This is a genomic window from Leptospira abararensis (assembly GCF_016918735.1).
Classification (GTDB): Bacteria; Spirochaetota; Leptospiria; order Leptospirales; family Leptospiraceae; genus Leptospira_A; species Leptospira_A abararensis.
Genome location: NZ_JAFFPR010000029.1, coordinates 28,097 through 53,386 on the forward strand (window position 1 = coordinate 28,097; position 25,290 = coordinate 53,386).

Below are 25,290 nucleotides of genomic sequence, written 5' to 3' on the forward strand. Positions count from 1 at the left end.
CACCAAGCCATGGAAGATTTCGCTCACCTTCATTTACATACTACTTATTCCATGTTGGATGGGGCCATACGGATCAGCGATTTGATGAAACGTGTGAAGGAACTCGGTATGAGTTCGGTTGCCATCACAGACCATGGAAACATGTATGGGGCAATTGAGTTCTATAAAGAAGCTGTCAAACACGATGTCAAACCTATCATTGGGTGCGAGTTTTACGTAACACCTTCTCGCAGTGCCGAAACTGAACTAGATGAAATCGCTGACGGTGGTGCTTATCACATCATCTTACTTTGTAAAAACGAAATTGGTTATAAAAATATCATAAAGCTTGCAAGTCGATCTTTCACAGAAGGATTTTATCGCAAACCAAGGATTGATTATGATTTATTAGAGAGGTATAGCGAAGGACTTGTTTGTTTAACTGCTTGTCTTGCTGGTGAAGTCAACCGAAAGATTTTAGAAGGCAAAGCAGATAAGGCGTATGCGTTAGCTGGCCGTTTACACGAAATTTTCCGCAAAGAAGATTTTTATTTAGAAATCCAAGACCATGGGATTCCTGAACAACGCATTGTTGCAGAAGCCGTTATGGGATTTTCTAAACGAACCGGCATTCCTCTTGTACTCACCAACGATTCACACTTCCTTACGAAAGACGATAGAGAAGCCCAAGATATTTTACTTCGTATCGGGATGCGTAAAAACATCGATGATGAAATGCGTTTCGGATTCAATGAAAACTTTTATGTAAAGTCTCCTGCGGAAATGATCAACATTTTCCCTGATCATAAAGATGCATTTTTTAATACATTGGCCATTCGTGATAAATGTTCTTTAAATTTCCAATTTGGAAATCCACTCCTTCCTCCTTTTGAAGTTCCTGCAGGTTTTGACACAGACAGCTATTTAGAAAAGCTTGTTTGGGAAGGAATCCAGGAAAAATATCAAGATATAACGCCTGTTGTTCGGGAAAGAACGGAATATGAAATGCAAACGATTCGGAATATGCATTTTGCAGGATACTTTCTTATTGTTCAAGATTATATAAATTTTGCTAGGCGAGCAGGAATTCCTGTAGGACCGGGACGCGGGTCTGCTGCAGGATCTATCATTGCTTATGCATTAGGCATTACCAATGTGGATCCCATTCGTTACAATCTCCTCTTTGAACGATTTCTCAATCCTGATAGAAAGGATATGCCAGATATTGATACAGACTTTTGCGTGGAAAGACGCGAGGAAGTCATCAATTATATCAAACATAAGTATGGTGAGAACCGAGTAGGCCAAATCATCACCTTTGGATCTCTAGCGGCAAAGGCTGCGATCAAAGACGTGGCTCGTGTTTTTAATGTCCCGTTTTCTGAAGTAAACGAGATGAGTAAACTTTTTCCCAAAAAACTGGGAATTACCATCCAAGAAGCCGTCGATACTTCAAAAGACCTTCGCGATATTGCAGAAAAATCTGATTTAAACAAAAAAGTTTTTTATATTGCCCAGAAATTAGAAGGTAACTACCGTCAGGTGGGGCGTCATGCGGCAGGTGTTGTCATCGCTCCGACAGCTCTGGAAGAAATTGTTCCTTTATCTACCGTTAGTGAACCTGGTAGAGACGGTCGTTCCATAGTCACCCAATACGACAAAAATATGTCGGAACAGGTGGGACTGATCAAGATGGATATTTTAGGTTTAAAAAACTTAACGACCATCCATCATGCCACTAAACTGATTGAAAAACGTCATGGTATCTTACTCGATTTAGATAAAATTCCCTTAGATGATGCGGCCACATTTAGTTTGTTACGAAAAGCAAATGTTCTTGGGATATTCCAGTTAGATTCTTCTTCCGGAATTCGCGACCTTTTTGCTAAGGCCCAAGTCCAAAAATTTGAAGAAATTGCCGCCTTACTTGCGTTATACCGTCCAGGTCCTATGGGATCTGGAATGTTGGATGATTATTTAGATCGTAAAAACGGTAAAAAGAAAGTAGTTTTCCCTCACGAGAGTTTAGCAGAGGTGTTAGGTGAAACTTACGGCGTAGTGGTTTACCAAGAGCAGGTAATGGGTATCTCCCGAATTATGGGAGGGTACTCTGTGGGTGACTCGGATGTTCTTCGTAAGGCGATGGCCAAAAAAGATAAATCGAAACTCCCTGCCTTAAAAGAAAAGTTTGTGAAAGGTGCTATCGAAAAAAAGATCAATGAAAAACTGGCCATTGAACTTTTTGAACAATTAGAAAAATTTGGTGAGTATGGATTTAACAAATCTCACTCAGTTGCTTATGCCTTTGTGACTTATCAAACAGCCTTTCTAAAGGCAAATTATTCTATTGAATACTTAACTGCGCTTCTATCAGGAGATCATTCTAAAATTACAGATGTGGTGAAATACATCAATAACGCCAAAGAGATGGGAATTCGGATTTTAGGTCCCGATGTCAAAGAGTCGGGAATTTCTTTTGAAATCACCGATGACAAAACAGTTCGATTTGGCCTTTCTTCCATCAAGGGTGTGGGGGAACTTGCTGCAGAAAATATCATTTCCAATCGCAATTCCTTGGGTGGGTACAACCAATTGGGAGACTTTACCAAGAAACTAGATACAAGACTGGCAAACAAAAAGGTATTGGAATCTCTTGCACAAGGTGGAGCTTTTGACTCCTTTGGATACTCAAGAAAAACCATTTCTGAATCAACAGATATCATTCTTAACTATGCTAACAAAAAACAAGCGGAAGAAAAAGAAGGCCAATTTTCTCTGTTTGGTGGTGTCAATGGTGGCGGAGAAGAAAACCTAAATCTTCCCAAAGATGGAATTGAGTGGAATGGAGATGAACTTCTTCGAAAAGAAAAAGAAACCACAGGACTCTATCTTTCTGGCCATCCCTTAGATAAATTTACAGAACAATTAAAAACACTCAATCCAACTACGATCGAAAACTTGGAAGAGGTGCGGCCTAAGTCCAAAGTAGAAATTGCAGGGGTTCTTTCAAAAAAAGTGGTAAAACTCACTAAGAAAAAAGAAGAGTTTGTGAACTTTATGATCGAAGACCAGACCGGTGAGATCGAGTGTGTTGCCTTTCCCAAAACCTATGCAGAATTCAAACACCTATTCACAGAAGACAATACAGTTTTTATTCGTGGAATTTTGGAACGCCTTGATGCCGATGAATCAGAATTAAAAGGCCAAATCATAGTCAACAAACTAGAAGAACTAAATTCTGTTACGATTGAAAAGAAAATGGAAAAAACTCTCCATTTAACAATCAATATGTTGGAAGAAAAAAACAGAGATGTGATTTTGAAACTCCAAGACATTTTATCAGTTCATCGTGGAGCCTCTTCTGTTTTCTTTCACTTGGTGGGTAACGGTGATGAGAAAAAAGTCATCCGTGCCCATGATCATTTCTCCATCGAAATAAGTTCTGACCTGATGAAAATGTTAACAGACATTCTTGGAAAAGGTGCAGTTCGTTATACAGTTGGCGAAGAAGTGAGAGTGTTCGGATAAAGTTTGTGGAGACTGCCTCTCTTTCTTTAACTTTATTATTAGAGTTTCTTTGGATGGGTTCGGGATCAGTATTTTGTTTGATTTGGTCTCTATCCAATTTGGTTCGAAATCGTAATATTTCAGGATTTGTTTGGTCTTTTATTTTATTTTCCACAGGGCTTTGGTTACTCACCGGCGCCTTTATGTTCACTGGTTTTTATCAGTATCTTCCTTCGATTGCACTCATCCATATCCCTTTTGTTTTTTTATCTTCTACATTACTCTATTTGTACTTAGAATTTCTGTTTTTGGAAAAACCGATCCATATCAAAGTTTTCCATTTTATTCCCTCCACTCTTGCTGTTCTTTTTTTGATTCCCTTTTATTCAGGAACTGATATAGATCGATTGGAAATTTTAGAATCTTTGAGTAATACAGAATATGGTTCCATCATAGTGGCTTTAAACTTCGGAATTAAAGTTTCTATTTTACTTTCAGTGGGAATATTTCTTGTCAAAGAATGGATTCCGAATGTTCGTTTGTCCGTCTTTTTTACAAAAAAAGCCATCTATTCTCTGGTATTCATTCTTCTGATTTGGATCGATTTGTTACTTGGAAGTATTGGATTTACATTTCAGGTTGCTTTTTTTCGTAAACTCAGTGCTTATCTTTTGCCTGTCCTTATGTATTTTTACTATTTTACTAGAGAACTTTGGACCCCTTTTGTCAGCGATGTACGAGAGAGTATCCAAAGAAATAAATACGAAAAATCTAAACTAGTATCGGTTCAATTAGAAACCATCGATCAAAGGTTATACGAACTGATGCGCGAAAAGGTTTTTTGTGATGAAGATCTCAGCCTTTCTAAACTCGCAGATATGGCAGAAGTCAAACCAGGCCAACTTTCAGAATACTTTCACAAACGGTATGGGTTCGGATTCTACCAATACATCAACCAATACAGAATCGATGAGGCAAAACGATTGTTATTGGAATCAGACGAGAGGTCCATTCTTTCGATTGCGGATGCCGTTGGATTCAATTCAAAATCAACCTTTAACCGAGTTTTTTTAGAAACAGTCGGCACCACCCCTTCCGAATTTCGTAAACAATCAAAATCCAACTAAATCTACGTCTCAAAGAATTCTCCAAGACGACAGTTTTCATTTCCTTCGTTAGAATTGCTTTCGTAACGAGGAAATTCAATGCGAACTATGATTGATTTTTATTTAAATCTTCCGGCTAAATTCGGACATAAAAATGCTTTTGCCACCCGAGTCGGTGCTGGTGTTTACCAATTTAAAACTTATAACAACTTGCTTTCGGATGCGAAGGATTTGGCATTTGGACTGCGGGCGAATTTATCTGAAAGAGAAAAGGTCGCAATTTTTGCAGACAATGCCTATGAATGGATCCAAACAAGTATAGCTATTACTTTGTTAGGTGCAGTCGATGTACCAAGAGCATCCGATGTAACTGACCACGATATACTCTATATCCTAAATCATTCAGAATCAAAGATTCTTTTTGTGGAAAATGAAGCGGTATTCAAAAGAGTCATTCGTTTGGAATCAGAGTTGGAATTTTTAAAAGAAATTGTAATCATCTATCCTCCGAAAGAAGGAAATAAAGAGATGAGTTCTCGTAAAATCAAAATATCCACCTTGCAAGGGCTAGTGGCAAAAGGAAAGGAGCTTCGTAAGGCCGATACAACAGATTCACTATTTTTGAACAGTACGATTAAAGAATCGGATCTATTTACTATGATCTACACCTCGGGAACTACAGGAACACCCAAAGGAGTGATGTTGACACAAGGAAATATTCTATTTCAATTGCAAAATCTTCCGATTCGTTTAGAGAAAGGTGATAGAACACTATCAATATTACCCATTTGGCATATATTTGAACGAATCTTTGAAATCTTTAGTTTGTATTATGGAGCTTGCACTTACTACAGCAGTGTTCGCACATTAAAAGAAGATTTAAGATTTGTAAAACCTAACTTTATGGCATCTGCTCCAAGACTTTGGGAAAGTATCTATTCCGGGATTTTGGGAACACTTGCCAAATCATCCGCTGTAAAACAAAAGATGTTTCAAATTGCGATGTTCTTTGCAAAAAGATTTTTTGTTTCGAGACAAATCATTACGGGAAATGTTTTAGACATTCATCCAGTTGTTTTCTGGAAACAGGGCATTCGTTTTGTTTATCACTTATATCGATTTTTTTTGGTGAGTTTACCACATCTGTTTTTTGACCTTTTAGTTCTATCAAAAATTCGAAAGGCAACGGGAGGAGAACTAAAAGGGTCTTGTTCTGGTGGAGGAGCGCTCCCTTATCATGTAGATGAGTTTTTTAATACTATCGGAATTCCTGTTTTAGAAGGTTATGGGATGACGGAAACGGCACCTGTCCTTGCTATGCGGACGTTCGAGGAAATCATTCCTGGTTCTGTGGGAAGAGTATTTCCAAAAACTCATTTAAGGCTTGTTGATTTACATACTGGTGAAGTTTTTTTAGATACGGAAGTTGGTAAATTTGTATTTGGACGCAAGGGTGAGATCCACGTCAAAGGAAAACAAGTGATGGCTGGATACTATAAGAATCCAGATGCAACGAATAAGGTTTTGGTGGATGGTTGGTTGAACACTGGTGACTTGGGTATTTTTACGGCAAACCATAATTTACGCATTGTAGGAAGGTCTAAAGAAACAATAGTTTTGTTAGGTGGCGAAAATGTGGAGCCAGTTCCTATTGAATCAAAAATTTTAGAATCAGAATGGATCGATCAGTGTATGGTGGTGGGACAAGATCAAAAGTATTTGAGTGTTCTTGTATACCCCAACATATCACGATTTGAAGAGCTGCTCACAGGGGAATTTTGGAACCAAAAAGAAGTGATTCAAAAAATTGAAACAGAAATCAAAACCAAGGTCAATGCACAGACAGGATTTAAGTCTTTTGAAAGAGTAGTGGGTGTTGTGGTTTTGCCAAAACCATTTGAAGTGGGGGATGAACTTACGGCAAAACTATCTTTAAAACGACATGTCATCACTGACAAATACAAATCAGAAATTTCTAAATTGTATTCTAACAACTGAAGGTTTTCTGAATGGCAAAGATTAGGGGAGGGCCTAGTTCCCTCCACTAATTCGCGTTATATTAATACTAAAACCCCTTTCCGACTCTTGCCCGCTAAAGTCCTTTGTTTTTACTTTGATGGTATTTTCCCCTGCTTTTAAGTTGAGCACTCCCACCAAATATCGATCTTTGAAAAACAAATCATCAAAACTATGTCCTTCTTTGGTTTTCCATTTCCCAGAGTCAAATCGCAGGGAACCAAAAGTTGCTTGTTTGTAAGCCTCCCCATTAAAAAGGAACTTCACTTCCTTGACTCCCCTACGTTGGCTATTTTTGACACCACCGTCAATGATGCTAACTGTTAGGGGGAAAGCTTTGGATACATTGATATTATCACCATCGTTTAAATTGGTATAATTTTCACCCACATGGATGAAGAGGTTAGCAATTTGAGGAGGCATTGTGTCTTCCACTGGTGGGAGATAGGTCAAAGGATCCAGAAGAGTTTTTCCATAGTCTTTTCCCAAAACGAAGTGTAAGTGGCCGCCAGTGGAGTGGCCTGTATTTCCTGAGATTCCAATGGTATCACCCATAGAGACCTGTTTGCCTGTGCGAACAGTCTCATTTCTTGTTCCACCTAAATGGTAATATCCGCTCACATAACCGTTTTTATGTGCAATCCAAACAATATTCCCGGAGCCACGTTCGTCTTCAAACGGATCGTCCTCCGCATAACGGGAGTATAGGATAAATCCCTGGCTCATACTTTTGACAGGTTGTAAAACAGAAGAAATGTCGAGTCCATTGTGAAAATGGTCCTTTCTTGACTCACCAAAGGTGCTTGTGATGAGAGCGGACAATTCCAAACCCTGGATGGGCCAACCAAACTCGGGTTTTATATCGGAGACCGGTTCGTCTGCTAAAATAAAACTTGCCAAGAGACTGAATACTACAACAATACTTCTCATGTTTAGAGAAGTGTCCAGGCGGGTTCCTTTTTAGGAAAGTAGATAATGAAACTAACTTCTCATACCAATGAAGAAATTTTAGAAATCGTGAAATCTTGCGGCGCTGGCGACGAAAAGTCTCTCCAGACTTTTTTCGATATCTACTCACAAGATATTTACAACTTTCCTATCCGCGTCTTCCACTTAAGTGAAGACGACGCTTCTGATTATTATATCTACGCATTTGAAAGGTTAAAAACAGGGAAACGATTCAAAAGTTTTGTGGGAAAATCCAGTTTCAAAACTTGGTTTTTCTCTGTTCTCAGAAATTTACTTATTGATTGGCAGCGCACCAAGCGGGAAGTCAAAACCCAAACGATTTCCAAAGTCAATAAGGATGGGAAAGAATACAGCACCATCGAAGACGAACCAGACAAACGATCAGAAGCTCTCGCTTTGGCTATCGATGTCTCGGATCAGTTCCACTCAGTACTCTCCACAATCAAAATTGAGAACCGTGTTGTGTTCAAATTATCCTTTGTTTACTACCTCCATTTAGATCCGGAAGAAATTCGTTATATTGCGGAAAAAACTAGTCGTTCGGACGAAGAAATTCGAATTGAAGTTTTGCGACTCAGAGAAGATCTTTCGGGCCGCGAAGAAGAGAACTTAAAAATGGAGGATAAAATCACCTCTTTGTATTTGAATATTCTGGATTTAAAAGAACAAAAGAAATCTAAAGCCCAGGGTGATTCAGTAGAAGCACAATATTATAAAGAGCGATTGGACCATGCCCTCGCCAAAAAGTATGAACAAAGGAAAAAGCTAATCGAAAAAAAGCAAAAAGGACACTTTCTTGTCCGCACGCCTTATCGAGAGATTGCCAGAATTTTAGGGATTTCCGAAGGTGGTGTCAGTGTCACCTTGCTCCGGGTCCTAGAAAAAATGCAAAAAAAAATGCATTCGATCGCTGGAGAGGACTAATTTCCTTCGTCATACTTTTACAGGGTGGGGGGTCCACATGGAAAATCAGGGTTTTAACGTAGAGGTACTGGAACTAGCCAGGGGACTTTTTGTCCGAGGTGAGTTTCCTAGTGAGGATGAGTTGCAAAATCATCCTGATTTGCAGGATGCCTTTTGGTTTTGTGAAGAAGCCTTCTTTGCTAGTTTGCGCCAAGAAGTGGTTACAAACCACCCCTTTGCCGAGTCCTGGGATTTAGCGAAAGCCGAATTGACTATGGGCAAGGCTCCTCTTCCGCTTCCTGAATTTTTAAAAGAATACACGCGTAAGAATCTAGTCTTGCCAGAGAAGAAAGATAGTCTCATTGTTCGTCTCACCCAATCGGGGATTCGAGTGATTGATAGTCTTGTCGAATCTTTACAGATTCGAGAGAGTTTTGAGTTTGCTCCTTCGATGCGTTCTGCATCAGCAGAAGTTCGTTCTGGAGATGCAAATTCTGTTATCTTTGAAGAAACCACGAGCGAAAACCAAAAATTCTATTACCAAATTGTAAAGGAAAACCAAGAAGAAGTATATCTTTCTGTTAAGGCAGAGGGAACTCCTGCTTTCCAACAAGTCAACCTTCGCAGAGAAGGAAGGTTTATTCTTTCTAACAAAATCAACTTAGAGGGCAGTGCGAGCTTCTCGGGGTTAATCCCTGGTAGTTACACCATTGAGTTTGTTGGTCCTGGCCAATCAAAATCGTTTGACTTGTCTATCCTCGTCGGATAGGTTCTTGGGAGTATGCTCTCCCTTATTATAGATAGAGTTGGAAATGTTAATATCTTCAATGTTTTGGAAGATAATCTTCCTGTAGAAGAATCGCACATTCAGTCCACGTTAGACGATGACTTAATATTCGAATATTTAGGAGAAGTGGAGAGACTTGTCCACGTTTCTCAGTCAGTTCTTTCCAATCCAAACCAAATTCTCAATGCCGACATCCTACAAGATTTAAAAGTGTTAGGGGAAACCTTTTACCAACAGTTTTTTCCACTTTCTATCATTGAAAAATTAAAAAATACAACCAAACATAGCATTCATTTTAATATTGATCCTGCCCTCGCCTTGATTCCTTGGGAACTACTTCATGATGGAGCTAGTTTCCTTTCTGATAAATTTAGAATTGGAAAAACCATTCGTGGAGGATTACACCGTCCCACACACCAAGAGAATCGAAAGATCAAGATGCTCATCATTGCCGATCCCACAGAAGACTTACCTCATGCACAAAAAGAAGGGGAGGTGCTCTTTTCTGTTCTGAGCCAAAAGGTTCCGACTCATCTTTTGGAGTTAGAGTTTATCGGTGGCAAACAAGTCACCAAACTAAAGTTACTTTCTCTTATTAAAGATAAACATATCATTCATTATTCGGGTCACCTTCATTTTTCAGATGATTCATTGGAGAATGGTTGGTTGTTGTCCGATGGAAAAGTGTTGAAGGCACGGGAGATCAAATCAACAGGGATCGATACTGATTTAGTATTTTCCAATTCTTGTATGTCTGCAAAAGCCGCAGGCAAAAAATTAAATACAAATATTATGAACCAATATGCAGGAGCATTTTTGACTGCAGGTATCAAAACCTTTGTGGGAACCAATTGGGAAATTTTAGACAACGAAAGAACCATCGATTTTACTGTTCGATTCTATACCTTTTTGTTTTCTGATAAATCTGTGGGTGAGTCTTTGTATTTATCTAAAGAATTTGCTAGGCGAAACTACCATGCGAATGATTTAACTTGGGCCAACTATGCGTTGTATGGAAATCCTGATTTTTCTTTATTTGTAAAAGAAAGAAAAAACTTCCATTCTGCAAAAATTCTAAATCCAACCACGGTTCTAGAGTTTTACCCCACTCCGATTGCCGTCGCTTATTCCAAGTTTATCAATACGAGTAAGTCGAAATCTATTGATAAAAACAATCTCCTTGGCCTTGTAAAATTGTTCGAAGCAATCAGCCAAGTAGTTGGAATGATGGTTTTTAGTGATCATGCGGCACACGCAATGAACAAATCAATCCCGAATAACCCTGATGATGCGGTGTCACTTCGTAAATGGTGGGAACTTGTGTATGGATGTGTTTGGGATTTCCAAAAATTAAAGATTTCAAGTATTCTGGAAATGGCTCTGCCGGTTTTGCATGAACAAAAAGAAACGATTTTTAAAATCGTTGGATGGATGGAATCTTGGGAACGAGATGAAATCAACGAAGAAGAAATTGAATCCTACCAAATCATTTTACAATTCTTTTTAGAGAATATGTTATTAGAATTTTCGGAATTGGAGAAAGTTAGTATTCTTTTGGTTTCTGAGAATCACAATCCGCATTTTTATTTCAAAGGTATTAAACCTGCTTATTTATATCCATCCTCCCCTGGATCAAAAGACAAATTACAGGAACAACTTTCTAATCAAAAAGGAAATTTAGTTTTGGTTCATGAAAGTCGTAAAATCGTGATTCCTTTTCCGACTTACTTTAAAGAAAGAAAAGAAACCGGTGATTTAGAACTTGTGTTTAATGGTCTTACTCCGTTTGTATTAGGGGCCAAGCAGAATTGAGTTTATGCCATCCAGAAGTAGGTAATGTATCTTGTGGTGCCTGTTGCGGTTTATTTAATTTAAAACTACAACCAAAAGAATTTAAAACACTTTTATTGGAACGAACTTCCGAATTCCATTCTACAGTTAAATTTGAAGTTCGCCATAGTTTTCCCATCTTTCGTAAAGAAAGAGAAACCAAAGAAGTCCAGATTCCAAAAAAAGATGATATGACTTACAACTGCCCTTTTTTGGGATATGTTGATTCCGAGAAACAACGAATTGGTTGTATGATCCATCCAATTTTTACTGGAGATCCCAAAAGCCAGAACTTTTCCTTTTATGGAGCATCTATATGCCAAGCCTATGATTGTAAAAACAAAGAAAGTGCTTTGGCCGATTTATGGGAATCACTCTTTGTAGAAATGGCAAAGGACTCGGTAGAGTATTCATTTTTATCCGCAGACCATATCTTTACCCATGCAATTGAAAAATATTTCCAATTGATAAACATTAGTATGGATCGTATGTTTCGGGAATTTCGTTTGGAGGTAATGGAATTGTTTCGAACTAGGTTACTTACTTCGGCAGAAAAAAATTTCACTTCTTTTGAAATCAATTATGAGAGTTTTTCTGAATTTAATGATTTGGAAGGATATTTTTCCAAAGAGTTGGGTGGGTATTGGAAAGATTGGCAAGAAGGAATGAGTAAAAAAATCCCGGATAGAGGTAAGTATCCGGGCTTTGATTAGAGAAAAATTTAATTAAGCTTTAGATGTAACAGTTGCTACTTTTGCTTTTGTTTCTGCTACAACTGTGTTTGCTTTTCCAATGATTGTTTCTACTTGAGAAATTCCTTCTTGAAGGTATTTTCTAAGATTTACAGAAACTTCGCTTTGGTCTTGAGCACCTTTAGCAGCTAAGCTTTGGAATCCTGTGCTGATTTCAGAAAAAGCTTTTTCCGCTTCTACTTTTGCTGTGTTTACTGCGCCTAGGATGAAGTTTAATCCGTCTTTTACTTGTTGTTCCATTTTCATTTTTCCTTTTCGGTTTTTGTTTTGTGCAATGCACTATCTCTTTTTGTGCGGTGCACAGGGATTTGTCAACCCGTTTTTGTATTTTTTTCCTGCATCGCACAAAAAAAATGGATAGATGTCTCATCCGGAATTTTTGCCCATTCAGTGGAAATCCACATATTTAGAACTTCTCGACCAACGGATTCTTCCTGGGAAAAAAGAATTTTTGAAATTATCTACAGCCGAAGAAACCATTATAGCAATCCGCGAAATGGCCGTTAGGGGAGCACCAGCTATTGCCATTACAGGGGTTTTTGGACTCACATTAGGCGCCAAATCTCGGACAGGTGTAGCCGATCCCAAAGACCTTGAAACATTACTTTCTTCTGTTTTCGAGTCAAGACCCACGGCGGTCAATTTGACCTATGCCATTCGCGAAGCCAAAAACCGAGTCCAAGGAATCACCGATTGGGAAACAATCACGAAAATTTGGGAAACCTATGGCCAAGAAATGATGACAGAAGATCTGGCAGCAAACAAAGCTTTGGGGGAAAATGGGGTGCAATTATTTCCTAAAGACCAAAAGGAATTTCATATCATCACTCATTGTAATACGGGGGCATTAGCCACTGCTGGTCACGGAACGGCCTTAGGTGTGATTCGAAGTTTGCGAGATGCTGGAAAAAAAGTAGTGGTTTACGCAGATGAAACAAGACCCTTCCTACAAGGTTCTAGACTTACTGCTTTTGAAATGATGGAAGAAGGAATTGAATGTTATATCATCACTGATGGAATGTCTGGATGGCTTATGAACCATCGTAAGATTGATGCAGTCATTGTCGGATGTGACAGAGTAGCGGCCAACGGAGACACTGCCAACAAAATTGGAACTTACAATTTAGGGATAGTCGCAAAAGAACATGGTGTACCATTCTATGTTTGTGCCACAAAAGATAGTTTTGATTTAAAATTAAAATCAGGGGAAGAAATTCCTATCGAAATGAGAAAAGAATCGGAAGTCACTCAGTTTGATTTTCTAAAAGGATCGGATGGAAAGTATTTATTTCCTGAAGGAAAAACATCACCTGTGGGTGCAAGGGCACTTAATCCTTCTTTTGATGTAACAAAAGCTCATTTAATCAAAAACTTTATCACTGAATTTGGATGTTTCGTACCGGCAGAGATTTCTCTTCGTCTAAAGAATGTATGACGGAAAAAGCAATTTTAGGTGGTGGGTGTTTTTGGTGTACGGAAGCTGTGTATCTTAGGATTCCAGGAATTTTATCTGTTAAGTCCGGATACGCAGGTGGATCCAATCCTCATCCAACCTACAAAGAAATTTGCACAGGAACTACTGGTCATGCAGAGGTAATTGAAATCGAATTTGATCCCGAGGTCATTACCTACTCAAAAATTTTAGAAATCTTTTGGGCTTCTCATGATCCCACAACACTTAATAAACAAGGCAATGATGTCGGAACACAATATCGTTCTGTTATTTTCTATCTAAATGAAAAACAAAAAGAATTAGCTGTGGAATCCAAAAGAAAACATGCTTATCTTTTTCCCGATCCGATCGTGACAGAAATTTCGCAGGCTCCAGAGTTTTATCCCGCGGAAGATTACCACCAAAATTATTTCACTCTCAACCCACAAAATCCTTATTGCCATTATGTGATTTTTCCCAAACTAAAAAAGTTGGGATTAAAGCTGTAAGCGCTAAGAGGTTATTTTCCTTTAAAAGCAGTTAACATTGCTTTTTCTTGGTTTGGAAAGAAGTTCATTACAAATGCAGTTTGGGCTTTGCCGATTTTTTCCACTTGCCTTCTATATTTGATGACGGCACCTGGATGGGCTGTGTTACGTACAACCACTTTAACATTGTCTTGGTTGTAACGAGCTCCCTTTAGCTCTTCAATTTTTGATCGTAGTAATTCAACAGTTTTGCTTTTTTTCTGGTAAGCATCAAAGATTTCTTTGAACTTTTCTTTTCTTGAATCATCCAATTTACCACGAGATCTCTGAACCACTTCTTTGATTTTTTGAATTTCTGGAACTAGGGCTTCTAAATCTCTTTCAAATTCGGCAAGTTTCGAACTACCTTCTGTAAAAAGTCTATCATTTCTAAAATGAAATCCAACTTCTACAACAGTGTCCATTTGTGCGGTAGAACCAAGAGAAGATACAGTGATTCCTTGGTAAGAAACAATATCTGATCCAATGATTGAGGAAGATTCACCAGTTAGGATTACGTTTCCTAAACAAAGGATTTTACTTCCTAAAATAAAATTTTCTACAATACAATCGCCATCAATTTCGAGGTTTCCATTTTCAATGAATTTTGCACGAAGATCTCCCTTGATACGAATGACACCTTTCCCTTTGGCTTTGACTCCACCTTTCACTTCTAAGTCTTCGCCAACAATGACGTCGGAAGATTCTACGTTACCATCTAAATAAAGGGAACCTTGGCAATTGACAATCGCACCTTCTTCAATGGTTCCTTTCACTCGGATGGTACCTTCAAAGTTGATGTTTCCGGTTCCAAGGCCAATATTACTTTCAATATTTAATTCGGGAGATACAGTGAGAGAGGTGTCCGTTGAAAATACAACTCCGCTAAGGGATGCAAAATATTCCTTGAGTTGTCGACCAGGTTTTTCTGGATCTTCCACTGTTTTTGGAAGAACGTTTTTACCTAAGGTGAGTCTAGGTCTGTCGATCGGATTGGGATAAATTGGATTTCCTAAAACATCAATTCCTTGTTCACCTGCAATACCTTCAAAAAGTGTAGCGAGTCTTTCGCCTTCTTTTACGTGAACGTATTTATTTATGTTTCTGTAATCTGCAGATCCGTCATCTTTTAGAACAACACGTTGTGCTCTTGGAAAATAAAATTTAATCCAACCACTTTCCCCTTGTTTGGCGGGGTTTCCCTGAGCTACTATAAAATTAAAATCATCTCTTACTTTTGCGGGATCCTTTAATATTTTATCAATTTCGATGGCAGCCTTATCTACCTCTTTCATCAAAATTCGATCCCGATGGATGCTTGCATTATCTAGAGCTTCATAGATTAAAATATTGCTCATAGAACCGCCTAACAACCAAATTGGTTTTGCGACCAAAGTTGCTGTGAGTCGATCCTCGGAGATTTGGATTTTCAGTCCCCGTTCCGGATTGAAGTCCGGTGCATTTTTAACGTCCATTCTGTTAAAAGTATCGGCAGGTTTCTTAGGAGAAACGAGAATTTCTATCGGCGGAGCCAATATAGAAAACTTCCGAAGGTTTGAAGGAGAGCGGGAACTCCAAAAATTTGGGAATGGAGAGGGAGGCTATCTCCATGAGTGAGGGCGGTCGATGTGCGATGGACGTGCGATATTTCTTTTTTCTGGAAGAGCAGGGACAGTTTTTCTGACTCCTCGGGCGAGATCACGGGGTCTGTCTTTCCATGGAGTAGAGCCACAGGACCACTGAGGGTTTCTAATTGGTAAAAAGGGGAAAGATTTTCTGGAAGGTTTTGTGGAACAGTGTCGAGAACGCGGTTCGCTATTTCCATTCGTAATTTTTCATCCGCACCCACTTGAAAAAAGAAATCCTGGGCGAGGGTAGAATTTTTTTTGAGTAATCCTTCTGCAAGTCGATCCTTTCCCATTCGTTTGAGTCCGTTGTCTAAGGCGGCCTCAAAGTATATGGGTTCTAATTCCTCGGCAATTGTCGGCTCAAAACGATGGAGGAAATTGAAAAGAATGACATACACCGCATAAGGATCGATGTCATAGTTTGAAAATACAAAAGGTACGGTATCTAAAAAATCACAGTATGCACCGATGGCCATGGAAGATTTAATTTTGTTTCTTGTATTTGATTTGGATGCTGCAATAAGTCCCATACCTCCAGAAAAACTAGCAGATAAATATCCTAAATCATCGCCATTAAACATATGTTTTGTGGAATGAATTTCCATCATCAAATCTTGGATGTTGGAAATAGTTTTTTCTTCGATCCGAAGTCCTTTTACTTCAGGAAGTTCCGGAAGAATGACACTGTGGTTAGAGCTCGCAATATTTTCTGCAAGTTCCAATATCCTTGGGTCGTCAATTCCCAGAGCACTCATTCCATGTTGGATATAAACACCCGGTAAAGATTCTGGATTTTTTCCTGTAGGATAAAAATGAAAGACTCGCCTGCCAGTTTCTGGCATTCTGAGTTCCTTACGTTCTAAAGATTTTTTTTGTTTAAGGCCTGCATAACCCAAAATGAGTGGGATTGCCAAAACATAAGGTTTCATTGGGAATTAGTTTTTGGGAGTTGGGAATTTTTCCAACAATAAAATCAAATAGAGTCTACCCATATAATCTTCTCCTCTTCTATCTTTGAGATTGAAGATAAGAATGTATTGGCGATAATGTTCTAAGGAAATGGGAACCAGTTTATGATTTAAATTTTCTGGTGGCAAAATATCAATTTCGTAACGTCCCAGTCTCATTTCTGTAATCAATTTTCCAGCGATCTGATTTGCAAATTCCATCATGATGGATGCAGAATGAGAACGGGAGGTGGGATCGATCTGAAAGGCCTTTGCGATTTTAGGTAGGAGTTTAAGTTTTGTATAACCATCTAAGGCAAGATAAACTTTTCCATTAATATCTCCAACAAATTCGACAAGTGTACAATTTTCAAAACAAAGGCCTTCGTTTTTAGAAGGACCATAAGCTTCCCTTTCTGCATAAACAAGTAAGGTTTTTTGAAAGTGTTCCGGTAAAACTTGTGAAACAGTTAGGATAAATTTTTCATCAATTAAAGGATCCATTTATGCTGCGTGGTAAAGGATACTCTCTTCCAAAGATTTGTAGGCCGCCTTGATCCATACATCAAATTTAATTCCAGGAATGGATTGGTTCGAAAAACCAAGCGCTACTTCCGAAGGATATCCCAGGCTATCTAGTTCCTCAATGAACTGTTTGAAAAATTCTGAAAAAAGATCGAGTTTATCATTCGAAATGATAGCGGCATACAAATTTTCTTCTAGATGGTACAAACCTAAACCAATGACTGCATTCTGTTTGCCAAGTGTATTTAGACCGATCGCAATTTCCGATTGAAAATTGGTATCAATGAATTTGAATAGAATGAGGGTCATTTTTTCTTTGGATTCAAAAACGGATTTTGCCATTTGATAAAAATGAGATACATTGAAGAGTTTGGAAATGGGATGTTTGGTTACCTTTGTATATTCTCTTTTAAGCATAATCTTTTCTGAGATGGTGGTAGATTTTTCCCAGAAAGATTGGATTTCGGATTCATTCCAAGACTCTTTGGTAGAAAAACATAAAAAGCCAAATAAATGTGCATTCATAGTAAGTGGGATGTATAACTTTCGTTTGTCGAAGGAGATGGCAGGGGTTAATTCTTTTACTCTTCCTTCTTCATATTCTTCCCATTCCACTGGATTGTCGTCGGTTTCCACCATCATACCGGCCTTTTGCCAATAACATTCCTTAAATTCTTTTCCATCATAATAAACATATTGGATGGAAGTGAGTTTCTCTGTAAAAAAAGGAAAAGGGAATTCTTTTACCGTTTCACAAAACAAAGATCGTCCTTCGGAATGGATTTGTTCTCTGGCAAGTAAGATGGGATCTTTTTTCCAGAGGATCTCTTTTGGTTTCGGTTCTGCATTCGAAGGTACTGTTGGCAAAGAGGTGTTTGTATCGAAGACTACATCTGTATGTGGAATTTTATCTAATATATCTTTGGTATTTAGATTTTGATTGGTTTCATTTTGGGACTCTGGCTTTTGAAAGTCCAAACTGTATAAAAACAAAGCGAGTAACAAACAGGAAACGGTGAGGAGAGTAAAACTCACCCAGGAAAAATAGAATGAATACTGAAGGATGACTCCAATGATAAAAAAAATTGTTGGAATTGTATATCGTTTCATGGTGACTTAGCCGTTACTCAATATAACGGGTAAAATGGGGATTCGCTGAACTGATTTTCCCTTTCCGCTAGGGGCAAATGAAACTCTATTCCGAATTGGCCGAATACTATTTTACCATTGAAGAAGCAAGCCGCAAGTTTTCGGAAGAAATCCTCTTCCTTCGGGATACCTTTAAGCGACATAAAATACATACTATTTTAGATATTGGCTGTGGGACAGGAGAACATATCAAGGAATTGCAGGGTATGGGTTTCAAACCACTCGGTGTAGACGGATCTCCCCGAATGTTGGAGATAGCCAAAGCTCGATTTCCTCATTGCCAGTTTGAACTGGGAAAAATGGAGGTTTACGTCGCCAAACAACCGGTAGACTCTGTGATTTGTTTATACGGGACCTTTAATTATCTGATCAACGATGACTTGGTGCAAAATTTCCTACGGAATTGTCACAAAAATTTAAAACAAGCCGGCCTTTTGATTTTGGAAATTTGGAATGCAGACCCCATTCATAGAATCAAACGAAAACCAATCACTACGGTGAGTAATGTAAGACAAGGGGACACATCCATTCGAAGAAATCGTGGATTTCGTTTAACAAGGGCAGATGATGTGGCCATCGTGGAAGTGAATTATGTTTATAACTTAAATCAAAAGGATTTAAAAGACAAACACACAATGCGTGTATTTCATTTCCCACAAGTACAGAATTTCTTAGACGATAATAAATTTGATGTTTTGCATGTTTATAGCAACTACGACGGTGAAAAATATATAAAAACGGGAGCAAGGATGCTCATTGTAGCCAAAAAGAGGTCTTGACTTTCTTTTTTTCGTACGGTATCTCAAACTATCGGGAGAACGTATGTCCAATCCAAACCATTTCCAAGTGATCGTTATTGGAGGAGGGCCTGGCGGTTATGTCGCAGCCATCCGAGCCGCACAATTAGGTTTGCAAACATGTGTCGTCGAACGGGAAAAACTCGGGGGGGTTTGTTTGAACTGGGGTTGTATTCCCACCAAAGCATTGTTAGAAAGTGCACATGTTCTCGAACATTTAAAACATGCTGCCAGTTTTGGACTTTCTTGTGATAATGTTAAAGCAGACTTCGATGCTGTGATCAAACGATCACGTTCAGTAGCAGACCAAATGGCCAAAGGTGTTGAGTTTCTGATGAAGAAAAACAAAATCACCGTCGTAAATGGAGAGGCCAGTTTTCAAAATTCTAAAACCATCCAAGTAAAACCTAATTCCGGGGAACTAGTCACATATACTGCTGATTTTTATATTTTGGCTGTCGGTGCTAAAAACAAAGCCCTCCCTTTTTTGCCATTTGACGGGAAACGCGTGTTATCTGCTAGAGATGCCATGTCAGAACCAAAAGTAATTCCAAATCTTGGCATCATTGGAGCCGGTGCCATAGGTGTGGAGTTTGCCGATTTTTATGCCAGTATGGGATCTAAAGTTTCCATCATTGAATTCCAAGACCATCTTCTTCCCAATGAAGATTTGGAGATCTCCGGAGTATTAGAAAGAAGTTTTAAAAAAAGAGGGATTGAACAGTATTTAAGTTTTGGGGTGGAGACAGCTACGGTCTCAGATTCAGGAGTGGAGCTCACCTTACAAGATCGTAAATCGGCAAAAAAAGAAAAACTAAACTTTGATAAGGTGATAGTTGGGGTGGGAATCTCAGCGAATACTAGTTCTATCGGTTTGGATGAAATTGGTATCAAACTTAAAAATGGATTTGTGGAATTTGTTGGAAATTACCGAACTACAGTGGATCATATCTACGCGATTGGGGATTGTATTTCCACACCTGCCCTTGCCCATGTTGCCAGTGCCGAAGGAATCCGTGCTGCCGAAGATATTTCTTTTCGATTGGGGAACCCCCACCATTTACAAATTTCCAAGTTGAACTATTCTTATATTCCAGGATGTACCTATTGCCATCCAGAAGTGGCCAGTGTGGGTCTTACGGAAGAAAAAGCAAAAGCGCTAGGGTATGAAGTTACTGTTGGAAAATTTCCATTCACTGCCAGTGGCAGAGCCCAAGCCCAAGGGGATACCACAGGAATGATTAAAATTGTCTCTGATAAAAAACATGGTGAAATCTTAGGAGCTCATATCATTGGATCTGGAGCGACGGAACTAATCGCTGAGCTTACATTAGGTGCTAATATGGAGATTACAGTAAGAGAGCTTGCAAACACCATCCATGCCCATCCTACTTTGTCAGAAGGAATTATGGAAAGTGCAGCAGCGGTGTTGGGTGAAGCGATTAATATTTAGGGGGGTTATTCGATTCTCCCAACATGGAGCTACCAGTTTGGATGCAAGTTTGGCGGCGTTCACTGATTATTCCCAACTAACACTTTCTCATTCTGGAAATTCGACTCAAGTAGGTTTGAACGTAAATGGCGGAGGCGGTGACCGAAAAGGATTTAACCTGAGTCTTAACTACGACATCCAACAAGGAATGGCTTCAGGCGGGATTGGTTATACGATGTCCGATGAATCGAATCCATTTAACAAAATGGGAATTAACCTGAATTTTGACCGTTACGGAATGACGAGTACTGCTCAATATGACGGTGTTAACTTGGCTTCAATGGGTCCTGCTGGGTTCAGTATGCAGGAAATCGATTGGGCGATGTTAAATATTAACGAAGCTCAAGATAGACAAAAGTTTTTAAAAGATAAAGCATACATAGACGATCTAAATAAAAAGCTAATATCGGAGTACAAACCGCCTATAGTTATTCCAGATAGTGAAGTTGAAAACTTTGCCGATAACGAAAGAGCTAAGGAACGTTTGATTGCTAGTAAAACAGAAACTCCAGAAAGTTTGAAAGGTCTTAATCCTAAGGAAATTGCAGCTAAATTAGAAGCACTACAACAAAAACAAAATGCTGAGAATACAGCAGCTGGGGCAGCTGCTACTGGCTCGCTTGCTTTTATGTTGTTAGGTTACTTGGGGTTAGGTAGAAAAGAAAACGATGGGGATGCGGCACTCGAAGTATTAGACATTCCAAACAACGAGATTCTAGCAGGCGGAGCTTCTGTTATTCCTTGGTATTCGTCAGGAGAATATACAGTTAATGGTGAATATAATCGTTCAGGTGGAAACTCAAAGACTAAAGAATTGGTTGATGGCATGCCTTCTGAGTTGCGTAAAGCCATCGAAAAGAAATACCAAGGTGATCTCGCAATTCGTACCCTATCTGAGGCAGTAAAAAAATACTCTTCGCAAAAAAATGCTCTAGAAACAGAACTGAATGGTATTACTGGTATTGCGGCGAAAGCAAAAGGAAAATTTATCGAAAATGCAGGGGCTTCGAAAAATATCCAAGACACGATTACTTCTCTTAATGCATACGTAGAAGGTTATGCAAGGTTGGTTGAAGCTGGTCAGTTAACGAAAGATGCTGCAAAAAAGCTAATTAAAGAAAAGACTGAAGCGACGTGGAAAGAAATTAACTCAGTAGATAAAAATGTCGCTACAAGTGTGTACATTAAAACTTTTAATGAAATGGAAAAATCCATTTTGCCAAATGGAATTGATCTCAAGAACTTAACGCCCGCAGAAAGAAAGGTTATGGTCTTTGGTGAAAACCAACATCAGTTACTTTTTGATAAATTGCCAACAAAAGAGAGAAACGCGGCTGAGCAAAAATTGGCATTGGCAGGATTAAAACCGCCAACGATAGACGCATCCACGCCGGCTGACGTTGCAAATCAACTGAGAGTTTCTTACGAAAAGCTTGTTGTTAAAATGGCAATTGAAGAACGTAAAGTTGCTCCTTTGACAAAAGAGCTGAATGATGCGACAAAAAAACTTAACACTGAAAAATCGAAAATCCAAAAAGAAGTTTCAAGTTCTATGAATACAATTGTTGCAAGGGAACAAAGACTTTTTGAAGTAAAAATTTCGGTGGTTGATCCGGCATCAGGATAGAACAAAATCATTACAGTTGATACCAGAGATCCAAATCTTTCGCCTGAAACGCGGAAAGCTGCCGACAAAGCGTTGGCAGATAAAGAATGGAACCGTGTCCTAAAAGAAAGAAACAAAGCAGAAGCTGATTTCAAACTTAATGAACAGTTTAAATTTGATACAGCATTGGCGGATGCAGCCGTACAGAATCGAATTACGGAGCTGACAACTATCACCCCAGGTGAAAAATTAACTCTAGAAGTTAGGTATCCAGATCCTGCGGATCGGCAAAAAGCTGCCGATGATTTCCTTGCAAACAAACTGAAGGAAAACAAAGCAGAAATTGATGCACTTGGTGCTATGTGGCAGCATAAAAACCCAAGTTATTATGAACAAATGGCAACTGGGATTTTCAAGCAAACACCAGATTTGAAGTTTTTATTGTCACTTGAAACTGGAGAAACTATAAAAACGGAAAATCTCTCCGAATCAGACGCGAACTATCTTAGAAGTAAATGGTGTGTTGCAGTTTCAACCTGGGGAATGCTAAAACGAAATTATGGAGATGCGATTCCAGACTTTACTAAATTTGTGAAGGATATGGTTGATCTCAAATTTATAAACCCATCTAATATGGAATTAGCAACCGCCAATGGTGGCACGAAGGATATAGTCAATCATTATGCAAAACCTAATGGTGGAAATTTTGATCGAGTTAGTTTAGAAGATAAGGGTAGTCGATCGGCTAGATATGAAGCCTTAGCAAGCGATTTGATCAAAAATAGACCAGAGGCGATTACTTTAAGGGTAAAGGAAGTAGACGAGAAAGGTCATACAATATCCTTACAAAGGAATCTTGATGGCAAAACTTACACAGTTATTGATACATCTCAGTCAGAAATTAATGGTACACAGTTTGATCCAGAGAATTTTGAAAACTCTGAATTAGGTAATGCACAGTCGGAATCAAACCCATATAAGGAGTTTTTGCCAAAAGCATACGATTATGTTAAATAAAAGTAACTCAGTTGCCTTCAGTATATTACCTCTAGTCATTATAATACTGAGTTGTGATGTATGCACGTCATCTCCTAAATTAAGGTTACCTGAAGATGATGCATCTATTGCGACTCTATTAGCTTCTAAAGGATATAGAATCAATGGTTATAAATGGAAGCCTGGTCGAAAGATTGAATCGATAGAGTTCAATAAAAAAACTCAATATACAACAGGAGATTTTGAGAGTCTTTGTTCTATTAAAAGTATTAAACATTTCCGTTTTGAAGACATCTTAATGCCAAAACTGACACAAAATGAAGTTGCATCATGTTCGAAAAATAGTGATTTGAAGTTGGACTTCGTAGATGTTGAATTAGAATTAGACTCATTATGTTTGTTGGCAGACAAAATACAAGATGGCTCCCCTGCGTTTTATTTTAGTAATACAAATGTAAATGATCATACTATTGACTGTATTTCGAAAATATCCAGATTAAAATCTATATACATATCAAGGAAATCAAAAATCAGTGAAGATTCCATTTGTAAATTAACTTTGAAAGTAACATCTGTTACTTTCTTCGGACTAAATAATGTTCCATTCTCTAAAAAAGCGTTAGATTGTATATTTTCTCTTCCAAAGTTAACGAGAGTGACGCTTCAAAATTGGTCCAAGGTGCCTGATATGGAAAGAATCGAATACGTACGACAATACGAAATTAGGCATGGAAGAAAGATTGAGAGCATTATCGCAGATCCTACAACAGACACTTATTAATTAATTATTTAGCGTGGTGATTTTCTTGCAGAAAATCGACCAGAAGCCATTACTCTGCGAGTAAAAGATGATGGCACTGGAAAAGGCCATACGATATCTTTACAGAGGAATCCTGATGGAAAGACTTACACAGTGATTGATCCTGCATCGAATGCAAATGGAACGAAGTTTGATCCGGAGAATGTAGAGGGCTCATTGTTGGGAAATCCAGAAAATGAAAACAATCCTTATGCACAGAATCCCCCATATCAGTTTGACTATATTCAGAAGAGCAAATAAAATTATGATAAAGAGTTACCTAGCATTGTTAACACTCATCTGTATGGTGACATTTCATTGTGCATCAATCACATCCTCTCCTTCCTCCTTATCGGAGGAAGAAATAAAGAAGGAGCTACTAGCCAGAGGCTATAAGTTCTTTACGAATATAAACGATTATAATGTGAAGGACGGAGCTCCGGCAATAAAGTTAAATAAAAATGGTCGGTACATGCCTGGTGATTTTGGCAAAATTTGTAACATCAACAATCTAAGAGTAGTAATTTTCGAAAACACCCAGATATCGGAGTATCCTGAGAAAGATCTTATCGATTGTGAAAGTTCTTCCATTGAGAAATATTCATTCTGGAGGATGCCCGTAAACAACCTACAAATTTGCGAACTTTCCAAACGAAATAAGGCAAACAAATTCACCCTCAGTTTTTTTAGCGTAGTAATAAACGATCAGGATATTAGCTGCTTTTCTGAAATACCGAACCTTGATAAATTTATCTCTGAGGAGAAGGCTATTTTTTCTGATCAAGCATTCTGCAAATTTACCTCCAATGCCAAAAAGCTCACCTTCCTTCGTTTAAATGATTCTCGGTTGACCCATAAAAGTTTAAATTGTATGTTAAAACTTCCGGCTTTAACTGGAGTGATGCTCCAGCGTTGGGAAAATGTTTCCGAAACAGAAATGGACGAATGGGTGAAAGAATACGAGAAAAAATACAATCGAAAATTGGAAGCACAAATCATCGATCCTGTTGGATACGAAAGGTAAGTTCCTTTAGAGCCCCAGCGATGGTCAAAGTCAATTGAGAATCCAGCTGTACACGGAATCAAGCTTGTACGAAAATTGCTGAAGCCATGCAAATTACCACTTCCAATTATGTGATGATTCGGATTAGTAGCGGCCATACCATTTCTTTTCATAGAAACTGCAGGAAAACAATAGATGAAAAATAATATCAACTTAGTTTTTCTTTTATTGCTGATATTTCTAATTAATCAATGTAAGTATTCTGAAAAAGAATAGCGATTTGCTGACTTTAATATTCGAAATAATAAAATTAGAATCATTTCTGTCAGAGATATGAGTCAAAAGGAGCGAAAGGTTTATGAAAGTTAGAAAAGAGAAACATCCTAAGTTCAAGTCTATTGACGATGAGATTGAATTTTGGGGTAAACATGATGCAACTGATTTCTTCGATTTCGAGAATCCTGAAAAAACATCTTTTCCTAACATTAACCTCAAGCGCCAGCGATAGCAGCGGAAATCCTTTCGCTTAAGCGAAAGATT

Annotated in this window: 22 protein-coding genes; 16 read left to right on the forward strand and 6 right to left on the reverse strand. The window is 38.5% G+C overall.

Features of this window, described 5'->3' with window-relative positions; genetic code table 11:
- The first annotated feature begins 9 nt into the window (after positions 1–9).
- The 3 genes from dnaE (at position 10) to JWG40_RS09975 (ending at position 6,590) form a co-directional block, all read left to right on the forward strand.
- Positions 10–3,507, forward strand: a complete 3,498-nt coding sequence (gene dnaE / locus JWG40_RS09965) for a DNA polymerase III subunit alpha (RefSeq protein ID WP_205285714.1) — start codon at positions 10–12, stop codon at positions 3,505–3,507.
- A gap of 5 nt (positions 3,508–3,512) precedes the next feature.
- Positions 3,513–4,613 (forward strand): AraC family transcriptional regulator, encoded by a 1,101-nt coding sequence (locus JWG40_RS09970; RefSeq protein ID WP_205285665.1) that lies wholly within the window; start codon positions 3,513–3,515, stop codon positions 4,611–4,613.
- A 78-nt stretch (positions 4,614–4,691) separates the two neighbouring features.
- Positions 4,692–6,590, forward strand: coding sequence for an AMP-dependent synthetase/ligase (locus JWG40_RS09975; RefSeq protein WP_205285666.1), 1,899 nt, complete (start codon positions 4,692–4,694; stop codon positions 6,588–6,590).
- A 33-nt stretch (positions 6,591–6,623) separates the two neighbouring features.
- On the opposite strand, the gene JWG40_RS09980 is transcribed toward JWG40_RS09975, so the two are convergent.
- Positions 6,624–7,538 carry a M23 family metallopeptidase gene (locus JWG40_RS09980; RefSeq protein ID WP_205285667.1) on the reverse strand — a complete coding sequence of 305 codons (915 nt, stop codon included), beginning with the start codon at positions 7,536–7,538 and terminating at the stop codon, positions 6,624–6,626.
- Positions 7,539–7,583: 45 nt separating this feature from the next.
- On the opposite strand from JWG40_RS09980, the gene JWG40_RS09985 reads away from it, so the two are divergent.
- Genes JWG40_RS09985 through JWG40_RS10000 form a run of 4 tightly spaced genes read left to right on the forward strand, consistent with a single transcriptional unit; the run spans position 7,584 to position 11,810 of the window.
- Complete coding sequence (locus JWG40_RS09985; protein ID WP_205285668.1) at positions 7,584–8,501, forward strand: sigma-70 family RNA polymerase sigma factor; 918 nt, start codon at positions 7,584–7,586, stop codon at positions 8,499–8,501.
- A 37-nt stretch (positions 8,502–8,538) separates the two neighbouring features.
- Positions 8,539–9,249 carry a hypothetical protein gene (locus JWG40_RS09990; protein ID WP_205285669.1) on the forward strand — a complete coding sequence of 237 codons (711 nt, stop codon included), beginning with the start codon at positions 8,539–8,541 and terminating at the stop codon, positions 9,247–9,249.
- A 12-nt stretch (positions 9,250–9,261) separates the two neighbouring features.
- Positions 9,262–11,079: a CHAT domain-containing protein gene (locus tag JWG40_RS09995; RefSeq protein ID WP_205285670.1), complete on the forward strand. Its 1,818-nt coding sequence runs from the start codon at positions 9,262–9,264 to the stop codon at positions 11,077–11,079.
- Complete coding sequence (locus JWG40_RS10000; RefSeq protein ID WP_205285671.1) at positions 11,076–11,810, forward strand: hypothetical protein; 735 nt, start codon at positions 11,076–11,078, stop codon at positions 11,808–11,810. The genes JWG40_RS09995 and JWG40_RS10000 overlap by 4 nt, the downstream gene beginning before the upstream one ends.
- 12 nt (positions 11,811–11,822) lie before the next feature.
- On the opposite strand, the gene JWG40_RS10005 is transcribed toward JWG40_RS10000, so the two are convergent.
- Complete coding sequence (locus tag JWG40_RS10005; protein WP_002973373.1) at positions 11,823–12,089, reverse strand: sigma-54 down-regulated protein; 267 nt, start codon at positions 12,087–12,089, stop codon at positions 11,823–11,825.
- Positions 12,090–12,210: 121 nt separating this feature from the next.
- Here JWG40_RS10005 and mtnA point away from each other — a divergent pair, with 121 nt between their 5' ends.
- Positions 12,211–13,284 carry an S-methyl-5-thioribose-1-phosphate isomerase gene (gene mtnA / locus JWG40_RS10010; protein WP_205285672.1) on the forward strand — a complete coding sequence of 358 codons (1,074 nt, stop codon included), beginning with the start codon at positions 12,211–12,213 and terminating at the stop codon, positions 13,282–13,284.
- Positions 13,281–13,790, forward strand: coding sequence for a peptide-methionine (S)-S-oxide reductase MsrA (msrA, locus tag JWG40_RS10015; RefSeq protein WP_205285673.1), 510 nt, complete (start codon positions 13,281–13,283; stop codon positions 13,788–13,790). The genes mtnA and msrA overlap by 4 nt, the downstream gene beginning before the upstream one ends.
- A gap of 11 nt (positions 13,791–13,801) precedes the next feature.
- Here the strand turns inward: msrA and JWG40_RS10020 are convergent, their stop codons facing one another.
- From JWG40_RS10020 to JWG40_RS10035, 4 genes are read right to left on the reverse strand one after another with little or no spacing between them, the layout of a single operon-like run.
- Positions 13,802–15,283: a DUF342 domain-containing protein gene (locus JWG40_RS10020; RefSeq protein WP_205285715.1), complete on the reverse strand. Its 1,482-nt coding sequence runs from the start codon at positions 15,281–15,283 to the stop codon at positions 13,802–13,804.
- A 44-nt stretch (positions 15,284–15,327) separates the two neighbouring features.
- Positions 15,328–16,365, reverse strand: a complete 1,038-nt coding sequence (locus JWG40_RS10025) for an alpha/beta hydrolase (protein ID WP_205285674.1) — start codon at positions 16,363–16,365, stop codon at positions 15,328–15,330.
- 6 nt (positions 16,366–16,371) lie between these two features.
- A complete protein-coding gene (locus JWG40_RS10030) occupies positions 16,372–16,887 on the reverse strand; it encodes a chemotaxis protein CheX (protein ID WP_205285675.1) in 516 nt (171 codons plus the stop codon).
- Positions 16,888–18,018, reverse strand: a complete 1,131-nt coding sequence (locus tag JWG40_RS10035) for a hypothetical protein (protein WP_205285676.1) — start codon at positions 18,016–18,018, stop codon at positions 16,888–16,890.
- A 77-nt stretch (positions 18,019–18,095) separates the two neighbouring features.
- Between JWG40_RS10035 and JWG40_RS10040 the strand changes: the two genes are divergently transcribed.
- From JWG40_RS10040 to JWG40_RS10070, 7 genes are all read left to right on the forward strand, one after another.
- Positions 18,096–18,836 carry a class I SAM-dependent DNA methyltransferase gene (locus JWG40_RS10040; protein WP_205285677.1) on the forward strand — a complete coding sequence of 247 codons (741 nt, stop codon included), beginning with the start codon at positions 18,096–18,098 and terminating at the stop codon, positions 18,834–18,836.
- Positions 18,837–18,879: 43 nt separating this feature from the next.
- Positions 18,880–20,307, forward strand: a complete 1,428-nt coding sequence (lpdA, locus tag JWG40_RS10045; RefSeq protein WP_205285678.1) for a dihydrolipoyl dehydrogenase — start codon at positions 18,880–18,882, stop codon at positions 20,305–20,307.
- Between the two features lie 37 nt (positions 20,308–20,344).
- Complete coding sequence (locus JWG40_RS10050; protein WP_205285679.1) at positions 20,345–21,973, forward strand: hypothetical protein; 1,629 nt, start codon at positions 20,345–20,347, stop codon at positions 21,971–21,973.
- Between the two features lie 72 nt (positions 21,974–22,045).
- The gene (locus JWG40_RS10055; protein WP_205285680.1) at positions 22,046–22,969 is read left to right on the forward strand and encodes a hypothetical protein; all 924 of its coding nucleotides are present in this window, start codon (positions 22,046–22,048) and stop codon (positions 22,967–22,969) included.
- Positions 22,959–23,729 carry a hypothetical protein gene (locus tag JWG40_RS10060; protein ID WP_205285681.1) on the forward strand — a complete coding sequence of 257 codons (771 nt, stop codon included), beginning with the start codon at positions 22,959–22,961 and terminating at the stop codon, positions 23,727–23,729. The genes JWG40_RS10055 and JWG40_RS10060 overlap by 11 nt, the downstream gene beginning before the upstream one ends.
- Before the next feature lie 214 nt (positions 23,730–23,943).
- On the forward strand, positions 23,944–24,771 hold the full coding sequence (locus JWG40_RS10065) for a hypothetical protein (protein ID WP_205285682.1): 828 nt from the start codon (positions 23,944–23,946) through the stop codon (positions 24,769–24,771).
- A 337-nt stretch (positions 24,772–25,108) separates the two neighbouring features.
- Positions 25,109–25,258 (forward strand): CopG family antitoxin, encoded by a 150-nt coding sequence (locus tag JWG40_RS10070; protein WP_205285683.1) that lies wholly within the window; start codon positions 25,109–25,111, stop codon positions 25,256–25,258.
- The last annotated feature ends 32 nt before the right edge of the window (positions 25,259–25,290 follow it).